At 66.7% G+C, this 18,955-nt stretch carries 19 protein-coding genes; 7 read left to right on the top strand and 12 right to left on the bottom strand.

Annotation, left to right across the window (positions count from 1 at the left end; all coding sequences use genetic code 11):
* The first annotated feature begins 30 nt into the window (after nt 1–30).
* The 4 genes from QM618_RS08085 to QM618_RS08100 all read left to right on the top strand — a co-directional run bounded on the left by QM618_RS08085 (nt 31) and on the right by QM618_RS08100 (nt 2,518).
* Nucleotides 31–543 carry an N-acetyltransferase family protein gene (locus QM618_RS08085; protein WP_428096714.1) on the top strand — a complete coding sequence of 171 codons (513 nt, stop codon included), beginning with the start codon at nt 31–33 and terminating at the stop codon, nt 541–543.
* A gap of 168 nt (nt 544–711) precedes the next feature.
* A complete protein-coding gene (locus QM618_RS08090) occupies nt 712–1,128 on the top strand; it encodes a prepilin-type N-terminal cleavage/methylation domain-containing protein (RefSeq protein WP_428096717.1) in 417 nt (138 codons plus the stop codon).
* Between the two features lie 121 nt (nt 1,129–1,249).
* Nucleotides 1,250–1,582 (top strand): VOC family protein, encoded by a 333-nt coding sequence (locus QM618_RS08095; protein ID WP_428096721.1) that lies wholly within the window; start codon nt 1,250–1,252, stop codon nt 1,580–1,582.
* A 27-nt stretch (nt 1,583–1,609) separates the two neighbouring features.
* Nucleotides 1,610–2,518 carry a hypothetical protein gene (locus tag QM618_RS08100; protein WP_428096725.1) on the top strand — a complete coding sequence of 303 codons (909 nt, stop codon included), beginning with the start codon at nt 1,610–1,612 and terminating at the stop codon, nt 2,516–2,518.
* On the opposite strand, the gene metE is transcribed toward QM618_RS08100, so the two are convergent.
* Nucleotides 2,515–4,827 (bottom strand): 5-methyltetrahydropteroyltriglutamate--homocysteine S-methyltransferase, encoded by a 2,313-nt coding sequence (gene metE, locus QM618_RS08105; protein ID WP_428096730.1) that lies wholly within the window; start codon nt 4,825–4,827, stop codon nt 2,515–2,517. The two genes, QM618_RS08100 and metE, sit on opposite strands and share 4 nt — an antisense overlap.
* Nucleotides 4,828–4,971: 144 nt before the next feature.
* Here metE and QM618_RS08110 point away from each other — a divergent pair, with 144 nt between their 5' ends.
* The gene (locus QM618_RS08110; RefSeq protein WP_428096734.1) at nt 4,972–5,394 is read left to right on the top strand and encodes an OsmC family protein; all 423 of its coding nucleotides are present in this window, start codon (nt 4,972–4,974) and stop codon (nt 5,392–5,394) included.
* A gap of 28 nt (nt 5,395–5,422) precedes the next feature.
* Here the strand turns inward: QM618_RS08110 and QM618_RS08115 are convergent, their stop codons facing one another.
* A complete protein-coding gene (locus QM618_RS08115; protein ID WP_428096737.1) occupies nt 5,423–6,313 on the bottom strand; it encodes a methylenetetrahydrofolate reductase in 891 nt (296 codons plus the stop codon).
* 106 nt (nt 6,314–6,419) lie between these two features.
* On the opposite strand from QM618_RS08115, the gene QM618_RS08120 reads away from it, so the two are divergent.
* Together QM618_RS08120 and QM618_RS08125 are read left to right on the top strand one after the other, a co-directional pair.
* On the top strand, nt 6,420–6,989 hold the full coding sequence (locus QM618_RS08120; RefSeq protein ID WP_428096740.1) for a DNA-3-methyladenine glycosylase I: 570 nt from the start codon (nt 6,420–6,422) through the stop codon (nt 6,987–6,989).
* Nucleotides 6,990–7,018: 29 nt separating this feature from the next.
* Nucleotides 7,019–8,194, top strand: coding sequence for a restriction endonuclease, SacI family (locus QM618_RS08125; RefSeq protein ID WP_428096745.1), 1,176 nt, complete (start codon nt 7,019–7,021; stop codon nt 8,192–8,194).
* 11 nt (nt 8,195–8,205) lie between these two features.
* Here QM618_RS08125 and QM618_RS08130 read toward each other — a convergent pair whose 3' ends face one another.
* The 10 genes from QM618_RS08130 to QM618_RS08175 form a co-directional block, all read right to left on the bottom strand.
* Nucleotides 8,206–9,540 (bottom strand): DNA cytosine methyltransferase, encoded by a 1,335-nt coding sequence (locus QM618_RS08130; RefSeq protein WP_428096749.1) that lies wholly within the window; start codon nt 9,538–9,540, stop codon nt 8,206–8,208.
* A gap of 64 nt (nt 9,541–9,604) precedes the next feature.
* Nucleotides 9,605–10,114, bottom strand: coding sequence for a (deoxy)nucleoside triphosphate pyrophosphohydrolase (locus QM618_RS08135; protein WP_428096752.1), 510 nt, complete (start codon nt 10,112–10,114; stop codon nt 9,605–9,607).
* A 3-nt stretch (nt 10,115–10,117) separates the two neighbouring features.
* Entirely contained in the window at nt 10,118–10,501 is a 384-nt protein-coding gene (gcvH, locus tag QM618_RS08140) for a glycine cleavage system protein GcvH (RefSeq protein WP_428097237.1), read from the bottom strand.
* A gap of 23 nt (nt 10,502–10,524) precedes the next feature.
* Nucleotides 10,525–11,643: a glycine cleavage system aminomethyltransferase GcvT gene (gcvT, locus tag QM618_RS08145; protein ID WP_428096756.1), complete on the bottom strand. Its 1,119-nt coding sequence runs from the start codon at nt 11,641–11,643 to the stop codon at nt 10,525–10,527.
* Between the two features lie 40 nt (nt 11,644–11,683).
* Entirely contained in the window at nt 11,684–12,226 is a 543-nt protein-coding gene (locus tag QM618_RS08150; protein ID WP_428096759.1) for a hypothetical protein, read from the bottom strand.
* Nucleotides 12,223–13,038, bottom strand: coding sequence for a PP2C family protein-serine/threonine phosphatase (locus tag QM618_RS08155; protein ID WP_428096764.1), 816 nt, complete (start codon nt 13,036–13,038; stop codon nt 12,223–12,225). Before QM618_RS08155 ends, QM618_RS08150 begins: the two co-directional genes overlap by 4 nt.
* Nucleotides 13,035–14,138, bottom strand: a complete 1,104-nt coding sequence (locus QM618_RS08160; RefSeq protein ID WP_428096767.1) for an FHA domain-containing protein — start codon at nt 14,136–14,138, stop codon at nt 13,035–13,037. The genes QM618_RS08155 and QM618_RS08160 overlap by 4 nt, the downstream gene beginning before the upstream one ends.
* Complete coding sequence (locus tag QM618_RS08165) at nt 14,131–16,632, bottom strand: transglutaminase domain-containing protein (protein ID WP_428096771.1); 2,502 nt, start codon at nt 16,630–16,632, stop codon at nt 14,131–14,133. Before QM618_RS08165 ends, QM618_RS08160 begins: the two co-directional genes overlap by 8 nt.
* On the bottom strand, nt 16,629–17,993 hold the full coding sequence (locus QM618_RS08170; protein ID WP_428096774.1) for a DUF58 domain-containing protein: 1,365 nt from the start codon (nt 17,991–17,993) through the stop codon (nt 16,629–16,631). Before QM618_RS08170 ends, QM618_RS08165 begins: the two co-directional genes overlap by 4 nt.
* Nucleotides 17,990–18,955, bottom strand: coding sequence for an AAA family ATPase (locus tag QM618_RS08175; protein WP_428096778.1), 966 nt, complete (start codon nt 18,953–18,955; stop codon nt 17,990–17,992). Before QM618_RS08175 ends, QM618_RS08170 begins: the two co-directional genes overlap by 4 nt.

Raw genomic sequence — 18,955 nt, forward strand, 5'->3', positions numbered from 1 at the left:
GATCGCAAGGCTAGCGCCACAATGGTGTCCATGCTCCGTGACGCCGCACCAATCGCTGACGCCGAGCGAGTTCGTCAGATCTACAACCATTACGTCGAGACCAACACCGCGACGTTTGAGGTGGAGCCGATTGGCGAGGCCGTCATGGCCAATCGGATCGCCGCGGTGCAGGCCGCTGACCTTCCCTTCCTGATCTTCGAGGACGCCGACGGCGTGCAGGGCTTCGCGTATGCGGCACCTTTCCATGAGCGCGCCGCATACGTGCACACCGTGACGTGCTCGGTCTACGTGGACCCCGGCGCCGTAGGGCGAGGGGTTGGCAAGGTCCTGTACGCGGATCTGATCCGCGCAGTGCGAGAACTCGACGCCGGCCCGCACGCGCCCGTGCGCTCGATCGTGGCCCTCATCGCGCTCCCCAACGATGCGTCCGTGGCGCTGCACGAGGCCGTGGGGTTCCGTCACACCGGCACCATTGTGGACGTGGGCCGCAAGTTTGGCCGCTGGCTTGACGTTGGGTATTGGCAGTTGCCGCTCGCTCACTAGCCCCAGAGCGGCCCGAATGCGAAATCGTGAACGGCAAGTGTGAGATATTACCGCTCCCCATTGCGCTGAATCAGCGGCCGGATCCACAATGAGCGCGTCACGGCGCTGGCCACAAGCCCTTTTGCCGTGACCCGGCGACGCCGGAAAATTGAACAGAAGGTAAGCCCAATGAATACCCCCACCTCACGGCGGGGATCCGATGAAGGCTTCACGCTCGTTGAGCTGTTGGTCGTCATCATCATTATTGGAATCCTCGCCGCTATTTCCGTTCCTGTCTTCATGAATCAGAGGGCAAGCGCGTATGACGCGGCGGCAGAGTCCGACCTAAAGAATCTCGTTACATTCGTCATGGGTGCCATCTCCTCAACCGATGAAATTCCCACGGTTGCGGTTGTCGATGGCAACTATTTGGTGAATGGCAAAGAGGTGGTTTCCGCCTCTGACGGCGTGGTTCTTGGGGGCATCTCGGGGACGTCGCCACTGGATTGGTGCATCGACGTCACTCACCCTGGTGGACGCAAGTCCGCCGATCCAGGGTTGATGTACTCCGCAACGGGGGGCTTTGCCGACGGGCAGTGTCCGTAACATCGCACGAGACCAGCGGGTCCGGCCGAGAGGCCGGGCCCGCTTTTTCGTCCCGCGCGGCCCCCTTCCCACTACCGTGGGGCTCGGGAGGCACCGTGATCATCTTTTTGAAATTCCCGCGTTGGACCTGAAGAGGGCCACCGCCTTCTACGAGGCCGTGCTCGGCGTCACCACTACCCCTGAAGACATCGGCGACGGTCAGCCAAAGTCCCTGCTTTCGGGGCCCGACGGTGTGGTTGGCTCTATCGCCCATGGCCCGGATTGGAGCCCCTCACCCGATGGGATCGTCATCTACATCAGTGGCGGAGATGACCTCCAGGTCATGCTTGATCGCGTTGTCCCCGCTGGCGGCGAGATCGTAGAACCCAAGCAACCGGTGGCGGCCACTCAGGGCTACTGGGGGCGCTTCCGCGACACGGAAGGCAACATCATTGGGGTGTTGTCTCCCCACTAGCGGGAGCGGTCTGCCACGCTAGCGCGCATGCATCGTCGCCTCGCCCTTGTCACGGCCTCCCTGCTCGCTGTTGCCGGGTGCTCGGCGCCCACCGCCCTGCCGAGCGTTGAGGCCACGGCGACCATGCCGTCGGGCGTTGTCTTTGCCCCGGGGATAACCACCATCGACTGCGGCGCCGACGCGCACGACCCCACCGCCGTGGTGGTGCTCTCCGACGACCTGTACCGCGTGGGCGGATGGAACCACATCAACGGCGTCGGCTCGTTTGAGACCGTGGCGCTTGAGCCAAGCCAGTACGCGATCACGGCGAAGAACTACCTGCCCGACGCTACGTGCGGCAACGCGAAGACCTTGCCTGTGGTGCTCGCCAAGAAGACCTACGACTGGGATCAGCAGCACGCGAACGGCATCGAGTCGCAGTTCGCGAGCGATGGGCTGACCTTTGGCGCGGTGGACGCGATCGTGCTCGAGATGCGTCTGGACGCCGCAACCTCCTCGATTCCCCAGCCCGCGGACTACGAGGCCGCCTACGGCGACCTGCTCACCGCGGATCAGCTGAGCGAACTGGACGGTGGCAAGGTCAACCTTGAGCTCACGCTGTTCGGTTCCGGGGCGGCGGCGGGAGACCCCTCGATGAACGCGGGAACGATCATCGAGGTGGACCCGGCCGCGTACGGCGACGAGTGGATTCGCGTGGTGGTGCCCCGCGAGGACCTCACGTTCTACACGGAGCAGAACTACGAGCGCACGGCCGTTGCCGACGGCGTGAACGCCGATCTCGTGGTCAGCGGGTTGCGCATCAACCCGGAAACCTCGAGCGGAAACGAGGTGCGCGTGTACGTTGGCGACGCATTCGATCCCCTGGCCAAGCCCGAACTCTTCAAAGAGATGGGCATGACCTTCGCCGTGATCGAGGTGCTGCGCGCCGGCTCTTAGCGCACTGCGCGGGTTGCCTCAATGAGGTTCTCGAGCGTCGCCTTCGTCTCCGGGTAGGCGCGCGTCTTGAGGCCGCAGTCGGGGTTGACCCACAGCTGCTTGCCGGGGATGGACTCCTTGGCGAGCTCGAGCAGCTCGGTGATCTCTTGCGTCGAGGGCACGCGCGGCGAGTGGATGTCCCACACGCCCGGCCCAATCTGGCGCTCGTAGCCGTGGTTGCGGATCGCCGGCAGCACCTCCATGCGCGAGCGCGCGGCCTCGATTGAGGTCACGTCGGCACCAAGGCCGTCGATCGCGTCGATGATCTCGCCGAACTCCGAGTAGCACAGGTGCGTGTGCACCTGGGTGTCGTCGGCCGCTCCGGAGGTCGCGAGCAGGAACGAGTCCACGGACCACTTGAGGTAGGCAGCCTGGTCCTTCTTCTTGAGCGGGAGCAGCTCGCGCAGGGCCGGCTCGTCCACCTGGATGATTCCAATACCAGCGGCTTCGAGGTCGGCGATTTCTTCGCGCAGCGCCAGGGCAACCTGGTTTGCCGTCGCGCCAAGCGGCTGGTCATCGCGAACGAAGGACCACGCCAGGATCGTCACCGGCCCGGTGAGCATGCCCTTGACGGGCTTGTCCGAGAGCGACTGCGCGTACTGCGCCCACCGCACCGTCATGGGCTCCGGGCGCGTCACGTCGCCCCACAGGATCGACGGGCGCGTGCAACGCGAGCCGTACGACTGCACCCAGCCGTTGACCGTCACGTCGAAGCCGTCGAGCAGCTCCGCGAAGTACTGCACCATGTCGTTGCGCTCCGCCTCGCCGTGCACCAGCACGTCAAGACCAAGCTGCTCCTGGAGCTCGATCACGGAGGCGATCTCGGCCTTCATCGCGTCCTCGTAGCCCGCGTCGTCGAGCTCGCCCTTGGCCCACGCGGCGCGAGCCTTGCGGATCTCGGGGGTCTGCGGGAACGAGCCGATCGTGGTGGTCGCAAGCTCGGGAAGGTGGAAGCGAGCGTCCTGCGCGGCCACGCGCTGCGCGTACGGAGAGCGCTTGAGGTCCGCGTCCGTCACGGCGTCGAGCGCCGCACGCACCTCGGCCTTGTTGGTGCCCGCGTGCGCCTTGCGGCTGGCAAGGGCCTCGCGTGCCTCGCTGAGGGCCTCGCTCACGTCTCCCGTGCCCGACGCTGCGGCAAGTACCGCAACCTCCGTCACCTTTTGGTCGGCGAAGGCAAGCCACGACAGCAGCTCCTCGCCGAGGTGCTCCTCACCCTTGAGGGTATGGGGGACGTGGAAGAGCGACGTCGAGGTGCCAACGGACACGATGGCGCCGAGGGCCTCGACCGCGGCCACCTTGGTGAGCGCGGCGTCGAGGTCTGTGCGCCAGATGTTGTGGCCGTCGACAACGCCGGCAACGATCTGCGTTCCCTGCGCAACCGCGGCAGGAACCGCTCCACGCACGAGGTCGATCGCGATGGCGTCAACGCCCGCGTCCACGAGCACCGGAAGGGCGTCGTCGAGCGAGTTGTACGGAGCCGCAACGAGCAGCTTGGGACGGTTCGCGAGCGCCACAAAGCCCTCGTACACGGCCTTGGCGTTGGCGAGTACCTCGGCGCGGTCGGCGTCGATGTCCGCAACCAGCACGGGCTCGTCGATCTGCACCCACTCAGCCCCAGCGTCGGCCAGTTTGCCGAGCAGCTCGGCGTAGACGGCGACGAGGTCGGCGAGGCGCTCGATGGGCAGGAAGCCCGTGGGAGCGTCGTCGGAAGGCTTCGCGAGGTACAGGAACGTGAGCGGGCCCGTGATGACAGGGCGCGTCAGGAAGCCCGCCGCCTTGGCCTCAAGGAACTCGTCAACCCAGCGCGTGCTGGACAGCGAGAACTCGGTCTCGGGGCCGATCTCCGGAACGAGGTAGTGGTAGTTGGAGTCAAACCACTTGGTCATTTCGAGCGGAGCCTTTGCCCCCTCGCCACGCGCGATGGTGCTGTAGCCACCCAAGGTGACCGAGCCGTCGTCCTGGCGAAGGTTCGCGAAGCGCGTGGGGACCGCGCCGAACGTCACGGCCGCGTCAAGAACGTGGTCGTAGAAGGAGAAGTTGCTTGGGATCGAGGAGTCGTCCTTGCCAAGGCCAAGCTCGGCGAGGCGCGCACGGTTCTCCGCCCGCAGCGCAGCGGCGGCAGACTCGAGTTCCGCCTCGCTGATGGCGCCCTTCCAGAACGACTCAAGCGCCTTCTTGAGCTCACGCATTCGGCCGATGCGCGGGTAACCGAGGATGGTGCCGCCGGGGAAGGCGGGCGCAGGGGCAGGGGCGTTGTTGAGCTCAGTCATGGTTCCTCATGAGGGTGTGTGCGCGGCGGGCTCGCCATTGCGCTTGATCGACGCCGTCAGTGGCGCCGCATTCGTGGTCGCGATTCTAGCGGTTGAGCGTGAACGGGGAAAGTGGCGGCTTTGAGCGCGTGCGACGATGGAGGCATGGAAGAGGTTGCTCAGAAGTCGATTACGCTCACCCGCGAGGCGGAGGGCGTCTACGTGGCGCGCAATTCAGCGGGCGCCGAACTGCGGTTTGGCTACAACACGGAGGACACCTTCACCGCGGTAGAGCTGCTGCTCGTGGCGATCGCCGGGTGCTCGGCTACGGATGTGGACATGATGACGTCCCGACGCTCGGAGCCGTCTCGCTTTGACGTCACCGCTTCTGCGGACAAGGTGGGCGGGGACACCCCTGCGATCCTTCGCAACATCGTGGCGGAGTTTGACCTGGAGTTCCCCGAGGGGGCCGATGGGGACAAGGCGCGAGCGCGCGTCGGTGCGGCGCTGAAGGCCGCTCACGATCGCACGTGCACGGTGTCACGGACCGTTGAGGCCGGAGTGCCCGTGGAGTTGCGGCAGAAGTAGCCCGGTCATGCTGCGCGCAGCATAAGCGTCACGGGCGCAGCGCGCGCACCAACTCCAACGCCGCCTCGTGGCGGTTGAAGGTAATGATGTGGATGCCGGGGGCGCCGGCCGCGAGCAGGTCCCGCGACAGCGCGGCCGCGTGCTCCACTCCCGCCGCGCGCGCGTGATCGTCACTCTCCGCGATCTCGAGCGCGGTCATGAGTTCCGCGGGCGTGGGCACGCCCGTCAGTTCTTGAGCGCGCGTTGCGCGGCGGGCGGAAACGAGCGGCATGACCTCGGGGACAACAGGGATGTCGATTCCCTGCGCGCGGGCGTCGTCGACGAGCGCCGAGTACTGATCTACCTCGTAGAACACCTGGGTGATGGCGAAGTCGGCACCCGCATCCTGCTTGGCTTTGAGCACATCAAGGCCCTGCTGGCGCCACCGCTCGATCGCGTGCTGCGCAGGGAACGCGGTGACACCAATGCACACGTCCACGCCGTGCGCCGCGGCAACCTCGCGGAGCAGCGCCACCAGCTCCGAGGCGTAAAGCAGGCCGTCCGGGTGCGGCTGCCAGTCCGCCTGGCCGCGCGGAGGATCGCCGCGCAAAGCGAGAAAGTCGCGCACCCCGTCGGCCAGATACGTCTCGATGACGGCCACGAGATCCGCTCGCGATTGCCCCACGCACGTGAGGTGCGCAAGCGGTGGGATCGTATGCGCAAGCGCAAGTTCGTGCACCACGGCGCGCGAGGTGGTCTGCGTGCTGCCGGACGCGCCATACGTGATCGACATGAAGTCCGGGTTGGTCGCCGCGAGCAGGCCCATCGTGAGCAGCAGGGTGTCCTCGGCAGCGGGGCTGCGAGGAGGGAAGAGCTCATAGGACAGCGTCGGCCGCGCCTGCCCGGCGAGGGCGGCGTCGAGCAGCGAGCGGATGGTCATGGCGTGGGAAACAATACGCGTCCCCAGGCCCGACGCTGCAATGAGTTATCCCCAGACCTCGCCTGTTCGTGGGCGCCCTGTGGGAGGGGCGCGGCAGACTGGCCGCATGATCACCGAGACCAACGACCTCACCCGCTGCTTTGGCGCGGGGGACCCTCTCTACGAGGAGTATCACGACCACGAATGGGGAGTGCCGGTTCACGGCGACTCCGCCATCTACGAACGCATCGTCCTTGAGGGTGCGCAATCAGGGCTGTCCTGGATCACCATCCTGCGCAAGCGAGAGGGCTACCGGGAGGCCTTCGCAGGCTTTGACCCCGCCGCGGTTGCCGAGTTCACGGGGGCGGACATTGAGCGGTTGCTCGAGAACCCTGGAATCGTCCGCAACCGTCAGAAGATCACGTCCGCCATCACGAACGCCCAAGCGGTGGTGACGATGAACGCCGCGGGCGAGAGCCTCAGCGACCTGTTCTGGAGCTTCCAGCCTCCCGCGCGCAAGAAGCCTCCGCTGTCGTGGCACGACGTGCCCTCGTCAACGGATGAGTCCAAGGCGCTCGCGAAGGCGCTCAAGCAGCGCGGCTTCGTGTTCGTTGGGCCCACCACCATGTACGCGTCGATGCAGGCGTGTGGCCTGGTCAACGATCACATCAAGGGGTGCGTGGCGCTGAAGGCCTGACTAGCCACTCCGGCTGATAGCGTCGCGGCATGGCACACTCTCCCGAGGGAAGCGACACCTGGCGCCTAAACCTGCGACAAGCCGAGGCGACAATCGAGGCAGCCCTCGCTCAACGAGATGCAGACCGCGCGAATACTGCGTTCATCCCGAGCGATTGGGCCCACATCGCGCAGGAGGTCTTCGCGTGGAAAGGCGCCAAGACCTACCTGGCAGCGGTCCTCTGCGGCCTCGTTGCCCGTGCAACGGATCTGCACGCTAACCCCCTGAGTCTGCAGGTCGGTGCGCTCGATGGCGGATACGCGGCGACCTCCCTATGGCAAACAATCCAGACTCACGCCCAAGGGAGAATCGACCTTCGTCAACTCAAGAACCAGCCATTCAACAACAGCCCCTTCACAGGCAAGCGCTTCATAAGCCCAGAATGGGAGAACGTGTCTGGGGCCAATCGCCCGGTGCTCGAACGAACCTATGAACTTATGGCCACCGTGGGTGAGATGACTGTCGCGGAAGCGCGCGATGCGCTGCGGTCATTCCTATATGCGACGCCGGACGATGCTCAACGTGGCGAGATCATCGCAACCGTGGCCGAAGGTGCTCTCAACCTAGAGCGCTTCTTCGCGAGCCTTGGGGAGTTTCTCCTAGACGACGGGGAGAACGGCCGTCGCGCGCAAGCCATGGTCGCGGCGGCTCTGGCGCTTGTGCATGGCGACAGTGTCGATACGCCCCGCAGCGTCAACGACCCGAGTCGCGGCCAACCGGGCGATGTGCGAGTGTCGGTGGTCGGCGCGGATGGAGTGCAGCGAGCATTGTTCGCCGAGGCCAAGCAGAAGGTGACGGAACCCGAGTGGATTGATCAGTTCGCCGCGGATGTCCGCGAGTATGAAAGCGGGGGCGTTGTCGCCTATGGGGCACTCGTGAATGACCGCGCCGCTGCAAAGAGCAAGCGTCAAGCGCCGCTTCCTAGCTGGCACGAAGTGCTCGAGTCGCGTGGCGTCATCTCGCTCACGTGGACCAACCCTGCCGACATGGTCCGAGATGCTGTCGTGTGGTCGGGCCTTAACGCCAACGTAGCGATTGCGCGCTTCGTCGAACTCTATGCACGGTATCTGGGCCACGTAGAAGCAGAGCCGTCAACGATCAGCAACTGGCTCCACGTCGCAAACGGGTTTGGCGTGGAGACCTCCAAACTCGAAGACCGCCACTAAGAGACAACGCTTCAGGCGCGTTGCGTCACTCCGGAACCAAGCAACGCTAAGACGCGGTCGGGACTGCTCGCCGACGCGACGACCGAGTCGGCGAGAGCGGGTGCGACGGCACGCACATCCTCGATGTCCCTGAGTATGTGCTCGCGCAGGATGAAATACGCAGCGCCAACATTGACGCCATTACCCATCTGCTTGTAGGAAGCAGCGTCGGGCTGGTCCCCGAAGTCAAACCACTCAGGAAGGCCCTGCAATCTGGCCGCCTCGCGAGGAGTGAGCCTACGACCGAGTTTTCCGACGATGCTCGTCTGCGTGATCGCAACAAGAGCCGGAACATAAGTGGGCTTCTTTGCGCGGATGCCAGAGGGACGGAAGTGCATCACGGTGTCCCAAAGGGTCGGCGCATCCTGGGCTTGCCACTCCAACTTCCGCCGAGAAGCTGGCAAGTCGCGCAAGTAGTCGTGCCGCTGCAACCAAGCGTCGATCACACGACGGTGGTCGAGGTAGAGATCGCTGTTCTTGCGGAGGAAGTCTGCCTTCCATTCGGGTGTATCAGCCTCCATCTCCGGCTCTGCGACGAATGCATCTGCCCAGATCGGGAAACCGGGCAAGCGGTTGCCGGGGATGCGAGGACGTACCGCCTGAATGAACTCGTCCCAGATGTTGATCCACTCGGTCTCAACACTGGTGAGGCCATACTCGGCTCTGGCTGCCGGATCCGTCTGAAGTGGCAGGTCTCGCTCGAGATCCCACGCGAGTGGACTCCAACCCTTGACAGGCTGGTTTGGGATGAGTGGTTCGTCGACCGATTCCGCCCAAGCACGAGCCCGTCCAACATAGGTGCCGGTGATGAAGACGCGGTCGCGCGTCTGGGGTCGGCCACCTAATTCAGGCGAAAGGTTGTGCGGGGAGAAGACGGTTGGAACCCCCGACACCTTGTAGCCGAGGTCGCGTAGCGTCGTGACAATCGTCTCCCATGTGTCCCGATGCCGCGGACCTGCGAGGTTGCGGACATTCTCGAGGAGGATGACCGCGGGCTTGCGCTCCTCTAGCACCCGGCAGATGTTCCAGAACAGAGTTCCGCGAGTCTCCTCCATGCCGCGCTGGAAGCCGCTCTTCGAGAAGGGCTGACACGGAAAACCCGCCGCCAAGACGTCATGCCCGGGCACGGCCATCTGGCCCTCTGTAAGCGGGATGATGTCCCCCGCAACTTCCATCCCCCAGTTCCGCTCGTATACGCGCTTGGCCGCCTCATCGATCTCGGAGGCGAAAACGCACTCTCCGCCGAGAGCACTAAGCGCCGCGTGGAAGCCGCCGACGCCGGCAAACAGGTCTACATAGCTGAACATGTGTTCGAGCTTAACAGCTGCCGCTGACAATGCAAGCAAGCTCGCCGAGACACGCCCGAAGTCATCAGCAGTACGCCCTGCGGTGGCGCTCCACGGCGTCCTCGATGAGCGCCTCGACGATGCGCTTGTCGGCCGGCAGCCAGGCCACGTCTCGCCATGCGCCGGGCTCGAGCCAGCGCACCTGGTCGTGGTCCTCTAGGGGCCTCGGTTCGGGCGTGACGCCGTCCATACCAGGGGCAACGGTAGCCCACCAGATGCGCATCACGAGCCTCACGCCCTCGACGTCTCCGGGCCGGAGCATCCACACGGGGCCGTCGCAGCCGTAGTCGTCACCGCCGTCGGGGCCCAGGATCTCGTCGCCGAGAGCCACCTCCACACCGAGTTCCTCGCGCAGCTCGCGACGAAGCGCGCGCTCAGGGGTTTCTCCACGCTCCACCTTGCCGCCGGGAAACTCCCACAGGCCAGCAAGCGCCTGCGGCTCGGTGCGGCGCGCTGCGAGCAGCACGCGCGGCGCCTCAAGGGAATCGGTGATGGCCGCTGCCACCACCAGTCGCGTGCCGCCGTCGGCGCCCATGGCCTACGCCGTGAGGTCCCCGTACGCGGCGGCGTCGAGCAACTCTGTTGGGTCCTCGGTCACCGCCACCTTGAAAATCCAGCCCGTGCCGAACGGGTCGCTGTTGATGCTTTCCGGGGCGGAGGCGAGCTCGTCATTGATCGCGATGACGGTTCCGGTGACCGGCGAGTAGAGCTCGCTCACGGCCTTCGTGGACTCGAGTTCGCCGCAGACCTCGCCCGCGGTGACCGTGGTGCCCACAGCGGGTGCCTCCACGTAGACGATGTCGCCAAGAGCGTCGGCCGCGTGCTCGGTGATGCCAATGGTGACCTCGCCACCCGGCTCCGCGTCGCCGTCAACCCACTCGTGCTCCGCCGAGTACTGCAGATCCTCGGGAACGTTCGCCATCGCCAACCCTGCCTTTTCTCTCGTCACGCCCGCTTGTACAAAGGTAACGCGGCCACCGTCATGGGTTCACCCCTGCCGCGAACATCGATGAGCACCTCGGTGCCCACTTCGCTCGCTGCCGCGTCCACGTAGGCCATCCCTATGGGCCGCCCAAGCGTGGGGCTCGGCGCCCCAGAGGTGACCTCACCGATCACGGCACCCTCAGCGTCGGTCACCTTGTAGCCCGTGCGCGGGGAACGGCGGCCGTCGCCAACCAGCCCAACAAGCACACGCGCGGGCGGCGCGCCCTTGGCGGCCTCCAAGGCGCCCCTGCCAACGAAGTCGCCGCGCGGGTTCGCCTCGGTGCCGAGGGCGACGACGCGGCCAAGGCCAGCGTCAAAAGGGGTGGTGTCCCTGGTGAGTTCTTGCCCGTAGAGAGGCATTCCAGCCTCAAGGCGCAGGGTGTCGCGTGACGACAGCCCGCACGGGGTGATCGCGTCGCCCCCAACCGCGAGCGCCAATCGCCACACGTCCACGGCATCGGCCGCGGCCACGAACAGCTCGAAGCCGTCCTCGCCCGTGTACCCAGTGCGCGCCACGAACGCGTGAATGTCCCCGGTGAGCACCACGTTGGTGGCCGCGTAGTACGGCAGCGGGCCAATGTTGTCGGCGTCGCGCGCCGTCATCGCGGTGACGATCGCCTCCGAGCGCGGGCCCTGAACCGCGATGAGCGCCACCTGGGCCGATTCGTCCTCGACGTCCACAGCGAAGCCAACGGAGCGCCCCTCAAGTTCGCCAAGCACCACGTCCTTGTTCGAGGCGTTCGCCACGATCACAAAGTGGTCCCAGTCCCTGCGGTAGACCACAAGGTCGTCGATGACACCGCCATCGGGAGCGCACATCATCGTGTACTTGGCGCGCCCAAGACCCACCGCCCCCAAGCGCCCAATGAGCGCGTACTCGAGGAACGCGACGGCGTCATCTCCGCGCACCGCAATCTCTCCCATGTGGGACAAGTCGAAGAGGCCGGCAGACGTGCGCACCGCGGTGTGCTCCGCGATGTCGCCGGTGTAGCGCACGGGCATCTCCCAGCCGGCGAAGTCCACGAGGGTGGCGCCGAGCGCAACGTGTTCATCGTGCAGGGGCGAGCGGAGCGCGGTCACGTGACAACGCTACTTCACGGCGTGGGGCACGTCAGCGCGGTCACTGCTGGCCGCGCACGAGCGCGATGATCCCGATCACCGCGGCGGTCATGATGGCTGCCGTGACCGCAACCACCACCACAGCCGTGATGAGCCTGCGGTGGCGCGCCGCTTCGCGCTTCGACCGCACGCGGTCGAGGTCCGGAACCTCGGGCACCGGATCCGTGGTGGGGCCGATGACGGGCGGCGCGGTGGCGGGCTCGAACGGCAGGTCGCGGGGGTCGTACTCCAGGGCCGGTTGCCCAAACGCGCCACGCTCCGCGACCACGTGTGTGGCGGCGCCGGGGGGTGCCTCGCTTCGCACTTTTCTGCCCGACGGCGTGCTCGGCTTTGGCGTGGCGGTGGCACTTCGGCGGGACATGCGGGTGACGTCTGCGGTCTCCTCTTGCCCCGTGATGGCACGGGCAGACATGCGGGTGGCGTCATCGTCCTCGACGTCCGGCGCGGCTGAGGGCGCCGTTGCCCGCGACGACATCACCGTGTCATCCTCCGCCTCCTTGTTGCGGGCGGAGAGTTCGGTGAGGTCGTCCTCTGGCTGGGTCACGCCCAGACCTTGACCCTCGTGGTTTGCGTGGTGTCGTCGTCGCGGGCCTCTTTGGTCCACTCGCGCCACGGGTAGGGGTTGGCGCCCTCGCGCGTGACCGCTCCCTCGGATTCGGCGACGATCGCGGTGACGTTGTCGGTGGTGTTGGCCGCGAGCGCGGCACCAACGAGGCGCATGGCGGCATCGTCGCCAGCGAGGTTGATGATCTCCGCGATTCTGGCGTCGCTCAGCACCTTGGTGAGGCCGTCGGACGCCACGATGAGGCGCTCACCAGGACGCACGGGGAGGAGCCATGCGTCAAACGAGAAGTCACCGTCACCGATAGCGCGAGTGACCACGTTGCGGTCAGGGTGAACCTCGGCCTCCGCGGCGGTGATCTCGCCCGCGTCGATGAGTTCCTGAACGTGAGAGTGATCCACAGTCAGCTGGTCAACCACGCCATCGACCAACCGATACACGCGCGAATCGCCAACATTGATGACCATCCACCATGGCTCACCGGCATGCTCAACGCCGATGACGCCCGTGAGCGTGCTTCCCGAGTGGCCGCCCACTGCACGCGAGACCTCAACCACCGCGAGCTGCGCTTGCTGCACCGCCGCCGTGACGTCGTCTGGCGTGATGACAGGCAGGTGCGCCAGTTGGGCGAACGTGCGGGCAACGGCAGAACTGGCGTCCGCTCCCGCCGCGTGACCTCCCATACCGTCGGCCACCACGTACACGGGCGGCGCGGCACAGAACGAGTCCTCGTTGCGAGCGCGCGGGCCGGCGTCGGTGGCGCCGTACCCGTAGCTCCACGCTCGCGGTGTCACTGTGCGTCCTCGCGCTGATCCACGATCACGAGCTCGAGGTCTCCCAGCAGCAGCGTGCCCTCGACCTTGGCCTCTGATTGCGCCTTGACCTCCACTTCGGTGCCCGCGCTGTCCCGCACAAACGTGCCGTTCGTGGAGCCGAGGTCGGTGATGAACCAGTTGTCTGACTCCCTGCGCAGGCGGGCGTGAAGCTTGGAGACGGTGCGAGTGTCGTCCATGATCGGCAGCACGCCGGGAATGGGACGGATGCCCTCACGGCCAATCGTGGTGACGTCCTCGAGGTCGTACTCCTCGCCGCCAACGACGCGTAGTACCCACCGCGCCCGTCGGCGTTTGGCAAAGAAGGTCGCGTCATCGTCGTCATACGCCCACGGGGGAATGTGACCCCCGGTGTCCGCTGCGGGTTCTTCTGCCGGACGGCTCGCGTCGTATGGCGAGTAGGCACGAGCAAACTTGCCCGTGATGTCGTGCTCGTCGGTAGTCATCTGATCCTCCACTACTTCTTGCGTCGCGGGTTCTTGGGGAACCGGCTCCGCCTCAGGCACGGGTTGAGCTACCCGTTGGATGGCGCGAGTGGCGTCATCGTCGTCCACTGGTGGGGCGGGAGCCGCACCAACAACTGGACCTACTACTGCGGGCCGTGCAGACCCATACCCCACGAGCGTTGCCCACAACGGTGGCAACAACGCCGCAACCCATGTCAGTCGAGACTGCACCACGAGGCGCAGTTCGATCCGGTTCGCGCTGACAATCCATACCGCCCACGCCACCAGCGATGCCAAGACGGCAACGGCGAACATCGTCGAGGCCAAGGGCGCGAGCCCCTTGGACGGACTGATCGTGTTCGCCGCTCTCAAGACCACGATGGAGACGAAGACAGTCCAGCAGACAAGGGCGGCTGATCTTGCGATCCACACCGGCAACGTTGGCAAGCGCCCAGCCCGCGCGGACTGAACGTACCGATAGATGGGGACCCACGCGTCGGCCCTCTTAAGCTCAAGCTTTGCGAAGACCGCCTGCAGCGTGGCGCCCATCCACACATATCCGGCCGCGAGCGCGAGCGCGGCGAGCGTGAGCACCGTCCACACCACGTCACTCACCGCCCTTAGCGGCGGAGTGCGCAACCTCAACGCGAGTTGTCGATTCCGGGATCACGGCCGGAGCCTGCAGGGCCACGGCGTTGAGCATGGACCGCACGGACAAGCGCATGCGCATGCGTCGCCAGAATCCGCGGCCCGCGAGCCATGAGGCCCTATCCGCTGCGACGAGGTCCCAGAACGCTTGCGCGTCCGCGTCGGAGGCGTGACCGGCGCCAAAGGTGGCGGCATCCGTGAGGCGAGCAAGGCGCTCCCCGTTGGCGCTGCCGTACACGTGCGCGGTCTCGAGGCGCGTGGACAGCGGCAGGGGCGTGTGGCCCGCGTCGATCGCGGTGTCCACGTACTCGTCCCATCCGTGGTGGATGGCGTCAGTGGGCTCGCCACGGCGCCTGCGGCGCCTGCGCAGCGCCTTCCACACGGCGATCGCGATGAGCGGGCCAATGAGGATGAGGATGCCCAACAGGCTGATTCCCGCCACGGTCAGCATGGGGCCGAGCCACCCCCACACGCCCGTCTGCTCGGGCGCTGGGGGATCGGCCTCAGCGGCACTGCCGCGCTGCGTCGAGGGCGGAACGATGGGGCTCGCCCTTTCCGGGTCAAGGGCCGACACGAACTTGGGATCCTGTTGCTGCTGCACATCGGGAGAGGGGGGCGTGGAGTGCTGGGGGGTGACGTCGATCGGCACCCACGTGCCCGCCGCGGACTGCACCTCTGTCCAGATCGCCATGTTGCGTCCCGTGCACGTGCCCTCGGCACACACCGGCACCGTCCAGCCCTTCGCGTCGGTCTGCGCGAGGCGCGCGCCAAGCACCACTCGCGACGGGAAGCCGAGATCGGCAGCCATGAGCGCCACGGCCGTCGCGAACTGCTCGTCGTCACCCACCGCGGCAACGAAGTTTCCGTCCCCGCTCGCACCGGCCTCCGCCTCGCGTGCGGTGAGCTCAAGGAACATCCGGTCAACGCGGTCATACGAGTGGCCCGCTGCCGAGGATGCGAACGAGTACGCGCCAAGCGCGGTCTCCCACTGCGCGGGGGTCGCGGGCTGCGTGAGCCCGTGGCTGAGGTAGCCGCGCTCTCGCAAGCGGTCAACGAGGATGGCAAGTCCAGCGCCGTCGTGCGTGACGCCTTGGCGAAGCACCCAGTCGCTCAGCGACGGCGGGATCAGCGACGAGTCGATGACCTCACCGCCGGGCGCGGCGCCAAGCTCCGCGAGCGTCGGCATCGAGTCCGGCTCGTACGCCACCACGGTGTAGCTGTCGCCAAGGGCCACTCCCGCGGGTGCGGTGATAAGGCCCGACGCTGTGTCCGGTTGGTAGTAGAACGAATCGGTGAGCACGCCGGCACGATCCCCGCTGAAGGAGATCGCGCCAAGGCTACCCACGAGCGGTAGCCACATGCCGGACAGCGCACGCACGGAGATCTCCGCCTCGACGCGTGACGTGGCGTCGGCGGGCGCGATCGACGAGGGCAAACGCTCGTAGCGCGATGCGGCAGAGTCGGAGGGCGCGGCGGCCGTGAATTCGTCTCCGGTGAAGTAGCGCAAGGTGGCGACCCTAATGCGATCCGCCTCTCCCTCGGTGACCTTCACCGTGAACAGCGGCTCGCTGAACGCCACGTTGCTGAAGTAGTTGCGGTACGACGCGAGCGGGGCAACCGAGGAGTCCACCACCACGCGCGGGTCGATCACGGATCGCGCCACATCGCGCGGGGTTTCCGCGGCGACCGGCCCCGCCACGATCGCACCCACCCCAACGGCGACGGCCACCATCACCGCTCCCGTCACGACCGTGGACAGCGCGCGCACGCGCGGCGATGACGCCAACCGCGCTCCGCCTGCCGTGCGCGCGACGGCGCGCCTGCGCGCATAGGTGGCGCGCCACCCAAGCCACACGAGCAGCAACGCAAACGTCGCGAGGCCAATGAGGAACTCGCGGTTGATGTACATCCCATACGGCGCCCACGTGAGCGGCATCGCTCGCGTGGCGGGACCAACCACGATCGCCGTGGCCACCATCATCACAACCACCGCGGCGGCAAAGCCCCACCAGCGTCGGGCACGTAGCGCAAGCCAGCCAGCGAGCACGGTGCCGCCAAGTACCAGGAACAACGCGGGCACAATGGTGGCGCCGTACTCCCCAAGGGGAAGCGGGAGCGTGACGATGTCCTTCCACCCTGTGACGGGGCCGCGCACCAGTTCTCGCACGGCCTCGGCCAGCGGTGTGGAGCCGCGCGCGAAGCCGGGGACCGCGAGCGTGAGCCCAATCGCAAGGAAGCCAACTGCCGTGAGCCCCGCAACGGCGAACCCGCTCCATCCAAGGCGATCGGCAACAAGCACCACGAGGGCGCCAAATCCGATTCCTGCGGCAACGGCGCTGACATAGCGCGACGAATCGTAGGCGGGGTACAGGGACCACGCGGCGATCGCGGCCCCGCCCGCCATGCACAGCACGTTGATGAGCGCAAAGGTCAGGGTGGTCGTTGGCGGTGTGCGGCTCATACGCGCGCCCTCTTCGCCAGCAGTTGCCGCAGGTCCCCAAGCAGGCCGATGGTCAGCACTCGCGTGTGGCCAATGGGGTGGATGGACGGCTCTGACTGCGGATCGCACACCACCGCGGCCACCGCTACGTCTGCGGGGAACGCGAGCGCCGCGCTCTGCAACCGGGCAAGCGACGCCTCGGATCCCGTCACCAGGAACGCGAGCGAGGTATCCGCACTAACCTCGCTCAGCATGCGCGTAATGGCTGGTAGATCGGCCACATCGCTGCCCGACGCTACGCCGGCTAGGTCGTTGAGGAGGGCTCGCGGGGTGGTCACCTTGAGCTGCCGCAACGCGCGCACGCTTGAGCGCGCGAACTCTGGCACCTCGCCGCTCACCACGGCACGCACGTCGCGGCCGTCGCGAAGCGCCCTCACGCCGAGCGAGCCGACGGCGCTCACCGCCATCTCAAACTCGTCCTCGTTCGCGTACGAGCCCTCGTCGAGGTCGAGCACAAGGCTGATGGTGGAGCGGCGCGTCTCCTCGAACTGGCGAACCATGAGGCTTCCCACCTTGGCGGTGGACTTCCAGTGGATGTGGCGCTGCGCGTCTCCGGGCGCGTACTCACGCACGGCGTGGAATGAGATGTCTTCGCTCGTCACGGTGCGCGTGGTGGAGCCCTCGAGGTCGCGAATGAATCCGATAGACGTGGACGGCACGGCGATCGTCACCGGGTGAATGTAGAGGGTGCGGATCTCCGCCCAGCGGAACTCGCGCTGGAGCAGGTGCAGGGGGTCCGTCCGCGTCGTGGTCGCCGGCCCAACGTCGATGATCCCGCGCTTGCGAGCGGGAATGACGAGCTGCTCGCGGTGCTCGTTGCCGCGCCGCAACAGCGGCACGTGGAAGTCGATGAGGCCATCGCCAACGGGGATGTCGATGCGGCCAGGGAGCGCGAGGCGGGAGCGGCCGCTGCGGACGGCGATGGCGCCGTGCGCGTCCTGACCCGCCACCACGGCGTCATGTTGAAGTGTGAAGTCAACCTCGTAGGCCTCGCGGCCAACGAGAAATGGCGTGGCGAGCAGCAGCAAAATGAACGCCACCGCGGAGCCGATGAGGAACTCTCCCCATCCAAAGACCAGCCCAATGACGAGGCCCGCGATCGCCCACAGCACCACGAGCCAGCCCGCAGGAGTGACGACCGCGCGCACCGTCGCCCACGCGCGCCCGATGCGCTCGCGAGCGGACCGCCCAAAGCGCACCACGCGAACGCCAAGCGGCACCCAGCCACCGGGGCCTTCGACGTACTCGGTGCGCCCTTGCGCGGGCGCGCCAGCACGCCCCGGGGCTACGGCCGGGGCTTGCGACACCTGTTCAGCTGTCACTCAATGTCCTTGTGACTCGGCGGCGGGGTGTCGAGAAGGATCTGGCCGATGACGGCGGTGGCCGTGACGCCATCGAACTCCGCTTCCGGATCCAGGATGAGGCGGTGCGCGAGCACGGCATCGGCGAGGGACTTGACGTCGTCAGGAGTCACGAACGAGCGGTCGTGAGCAACGGCCCACACGCGCGACGCCCTCGCGAGCGCCATCGCACCGCGCATCGACGCGCCGAGGCGCACCTGGGTGGCGTTGCGGGTGGCGTCCACGATGCGTGCGATGTAGTCGAGCACGAGCGGGCTCGTGTGGACCTCGCGTGCCAATTCGGTCATCGTGACGATGGTCTTGAGCTCGACGAGCGGCTCCACCACCACGCGCTGCGGGCGCCCTGCCTCGATGATGCGCAGGGTCGAGGCGTGGTCGGGGTAGCCGAGCGACGTGCGCATCAGGAAGCGGTCGAGCTGGGCCTCGGGAAGCGAGTAGGTGCCCGCCTGTTCCACGGGGTTCTGGGTGGCGAGCACCATAAAGGGCGTACCGGCCGCGCGGGTGACGCCATCGACGGTCACCTGGCCCTCGTCCATGACCTCGAGCAGCGCCGACTGGGTCTTGGGGCTCGCGCGGTTGATCTCGTCCGCGAGCACCACGTTCGCGAACACCGGACCCGCGTGGAACTCGAACTTGCCCTTCTTCTGGTCGAACACCGTGATGCCGGTGACGTCTCCGGGCAGGAGGTCGGGCGTGAACTGGATGCGCGTGCTCGTGCCGCGCACCGTCTGCGCGATGGCCCGCGCGAGCGACGTCTTGCCGGTTCCCGGCACGTCCTCAAGCAGCAGGTGCCCCTCGGCGATGAGCGCGGTGAATGCCAGTTCCACGACGTGCTGCTTGCCGAGCACGGCGAGCTCCACGTTGTCGCACAGCGAGCGGAAGGTCTCCGCGAACCACTGCGTCTGTTCGTCATTGATGGTCAT

The organism is Demequina sp. (genome assembly GCF_049841215.1).
Lineage (GTDB): Bacteria > Actinomycetota > Actinomycetes > Actinomycetales > Demequinaceae > Demequina.

Excerpts from the sequence above, each read along its gene's own strand:
- QM618_RS08085 (WP_428096714.1), top strand. The coding sequence starts at position 31 with ATGCTCCGTGACGCCGCACCAATCGCTGACGCCGAGCGAGTTCGTCAG.
- QM618_RS08090 (WP_428096717.1), top strand. The coding sequence starts at position 712 with ATGAATACCCCCACCTCACGGCGGGGATCCGATGAAGGCTTCACGCTC.
- QM618_RS08100 (WP_428096725.1), top strand. The coding sequence starts at position 1,610 with ATGCATCGTCGCCTCGCCCTTGTCACGGCCTCCCTGCTCGCTGTTGCC.
- metE (WP_428096730.1), bottom strand. The coding sequence starts at position 4,827 with ATGACTGAGCTCAACAACGCCCCTGCCCCTGCGCCCGCCTTCCCCGGC.
- QM618_RS08110 (WP_428096734.1), top strand. The coding sequence starts at position 4,972 with ATGGAAGAGGTTGCTCAGAAGTCGATTACGCTCACCCGCGAGGCGGAG.
- QM618_RS08115 (WP_428096737.1), bottom strand. The coding sequence starts at position 6,313 with ATGACCATCCGCTCGCTGCTCGACGCCGCCCTCGCCGGGCAGGCGCGG.
- QM618_RS08120 (WP_428096740.1), top strand. The coding sequence starts at position 6,420 with ATGATCACCGAGACCAACGACCTCACCCGCTGCTTTGGCGCGGGGGAC.
- QM618_RS08125 (WP_428096745.1), top strand. The coding sequence starts at position 7,019 with ATGGCACACTCTCCCGAGGGAAGCGACACCTGGCGCCTAAACCTGCGA.
- QM618_RS08130 (WP_428096749.1), bottom strand. The coding sequence starts at position 9,540 with ATGTTCAGCTATGTAGACCTGTTTGCCGGCGTCGGCGGCTTCCACGCG.
- QM618_RS08135 (WP_428096752.1), bottom strand. The coding sequence starts at position 10,114 with ATGGGCGCCGACGGCGGCACGCGACTGGTGGTGGCAGCGGCCATCACC.
- gcvH (WP_428097237.1), bottom strand. The coding sequence starts at position 10,501 with ATGGCGAACGTTCCCGAGGATCTGCAGTACTCGGCGGAGCACGAGTGG.
- QM618_RS08165 (WP_428096771.1), bottom strand. The coding sequence starts at position 16,632 with ATGAGCCGCACACCGCCAACGACCACCCTGACCTTTGCGCTCATCAAC.
- QM618_RS08175 (WP_428096778.1), bottom strand. The coding sequence starts at position 18,955 with ATGACCATCAATGACGAACAGACGCAGTGGTTCGCGGAGACCTTCCGC.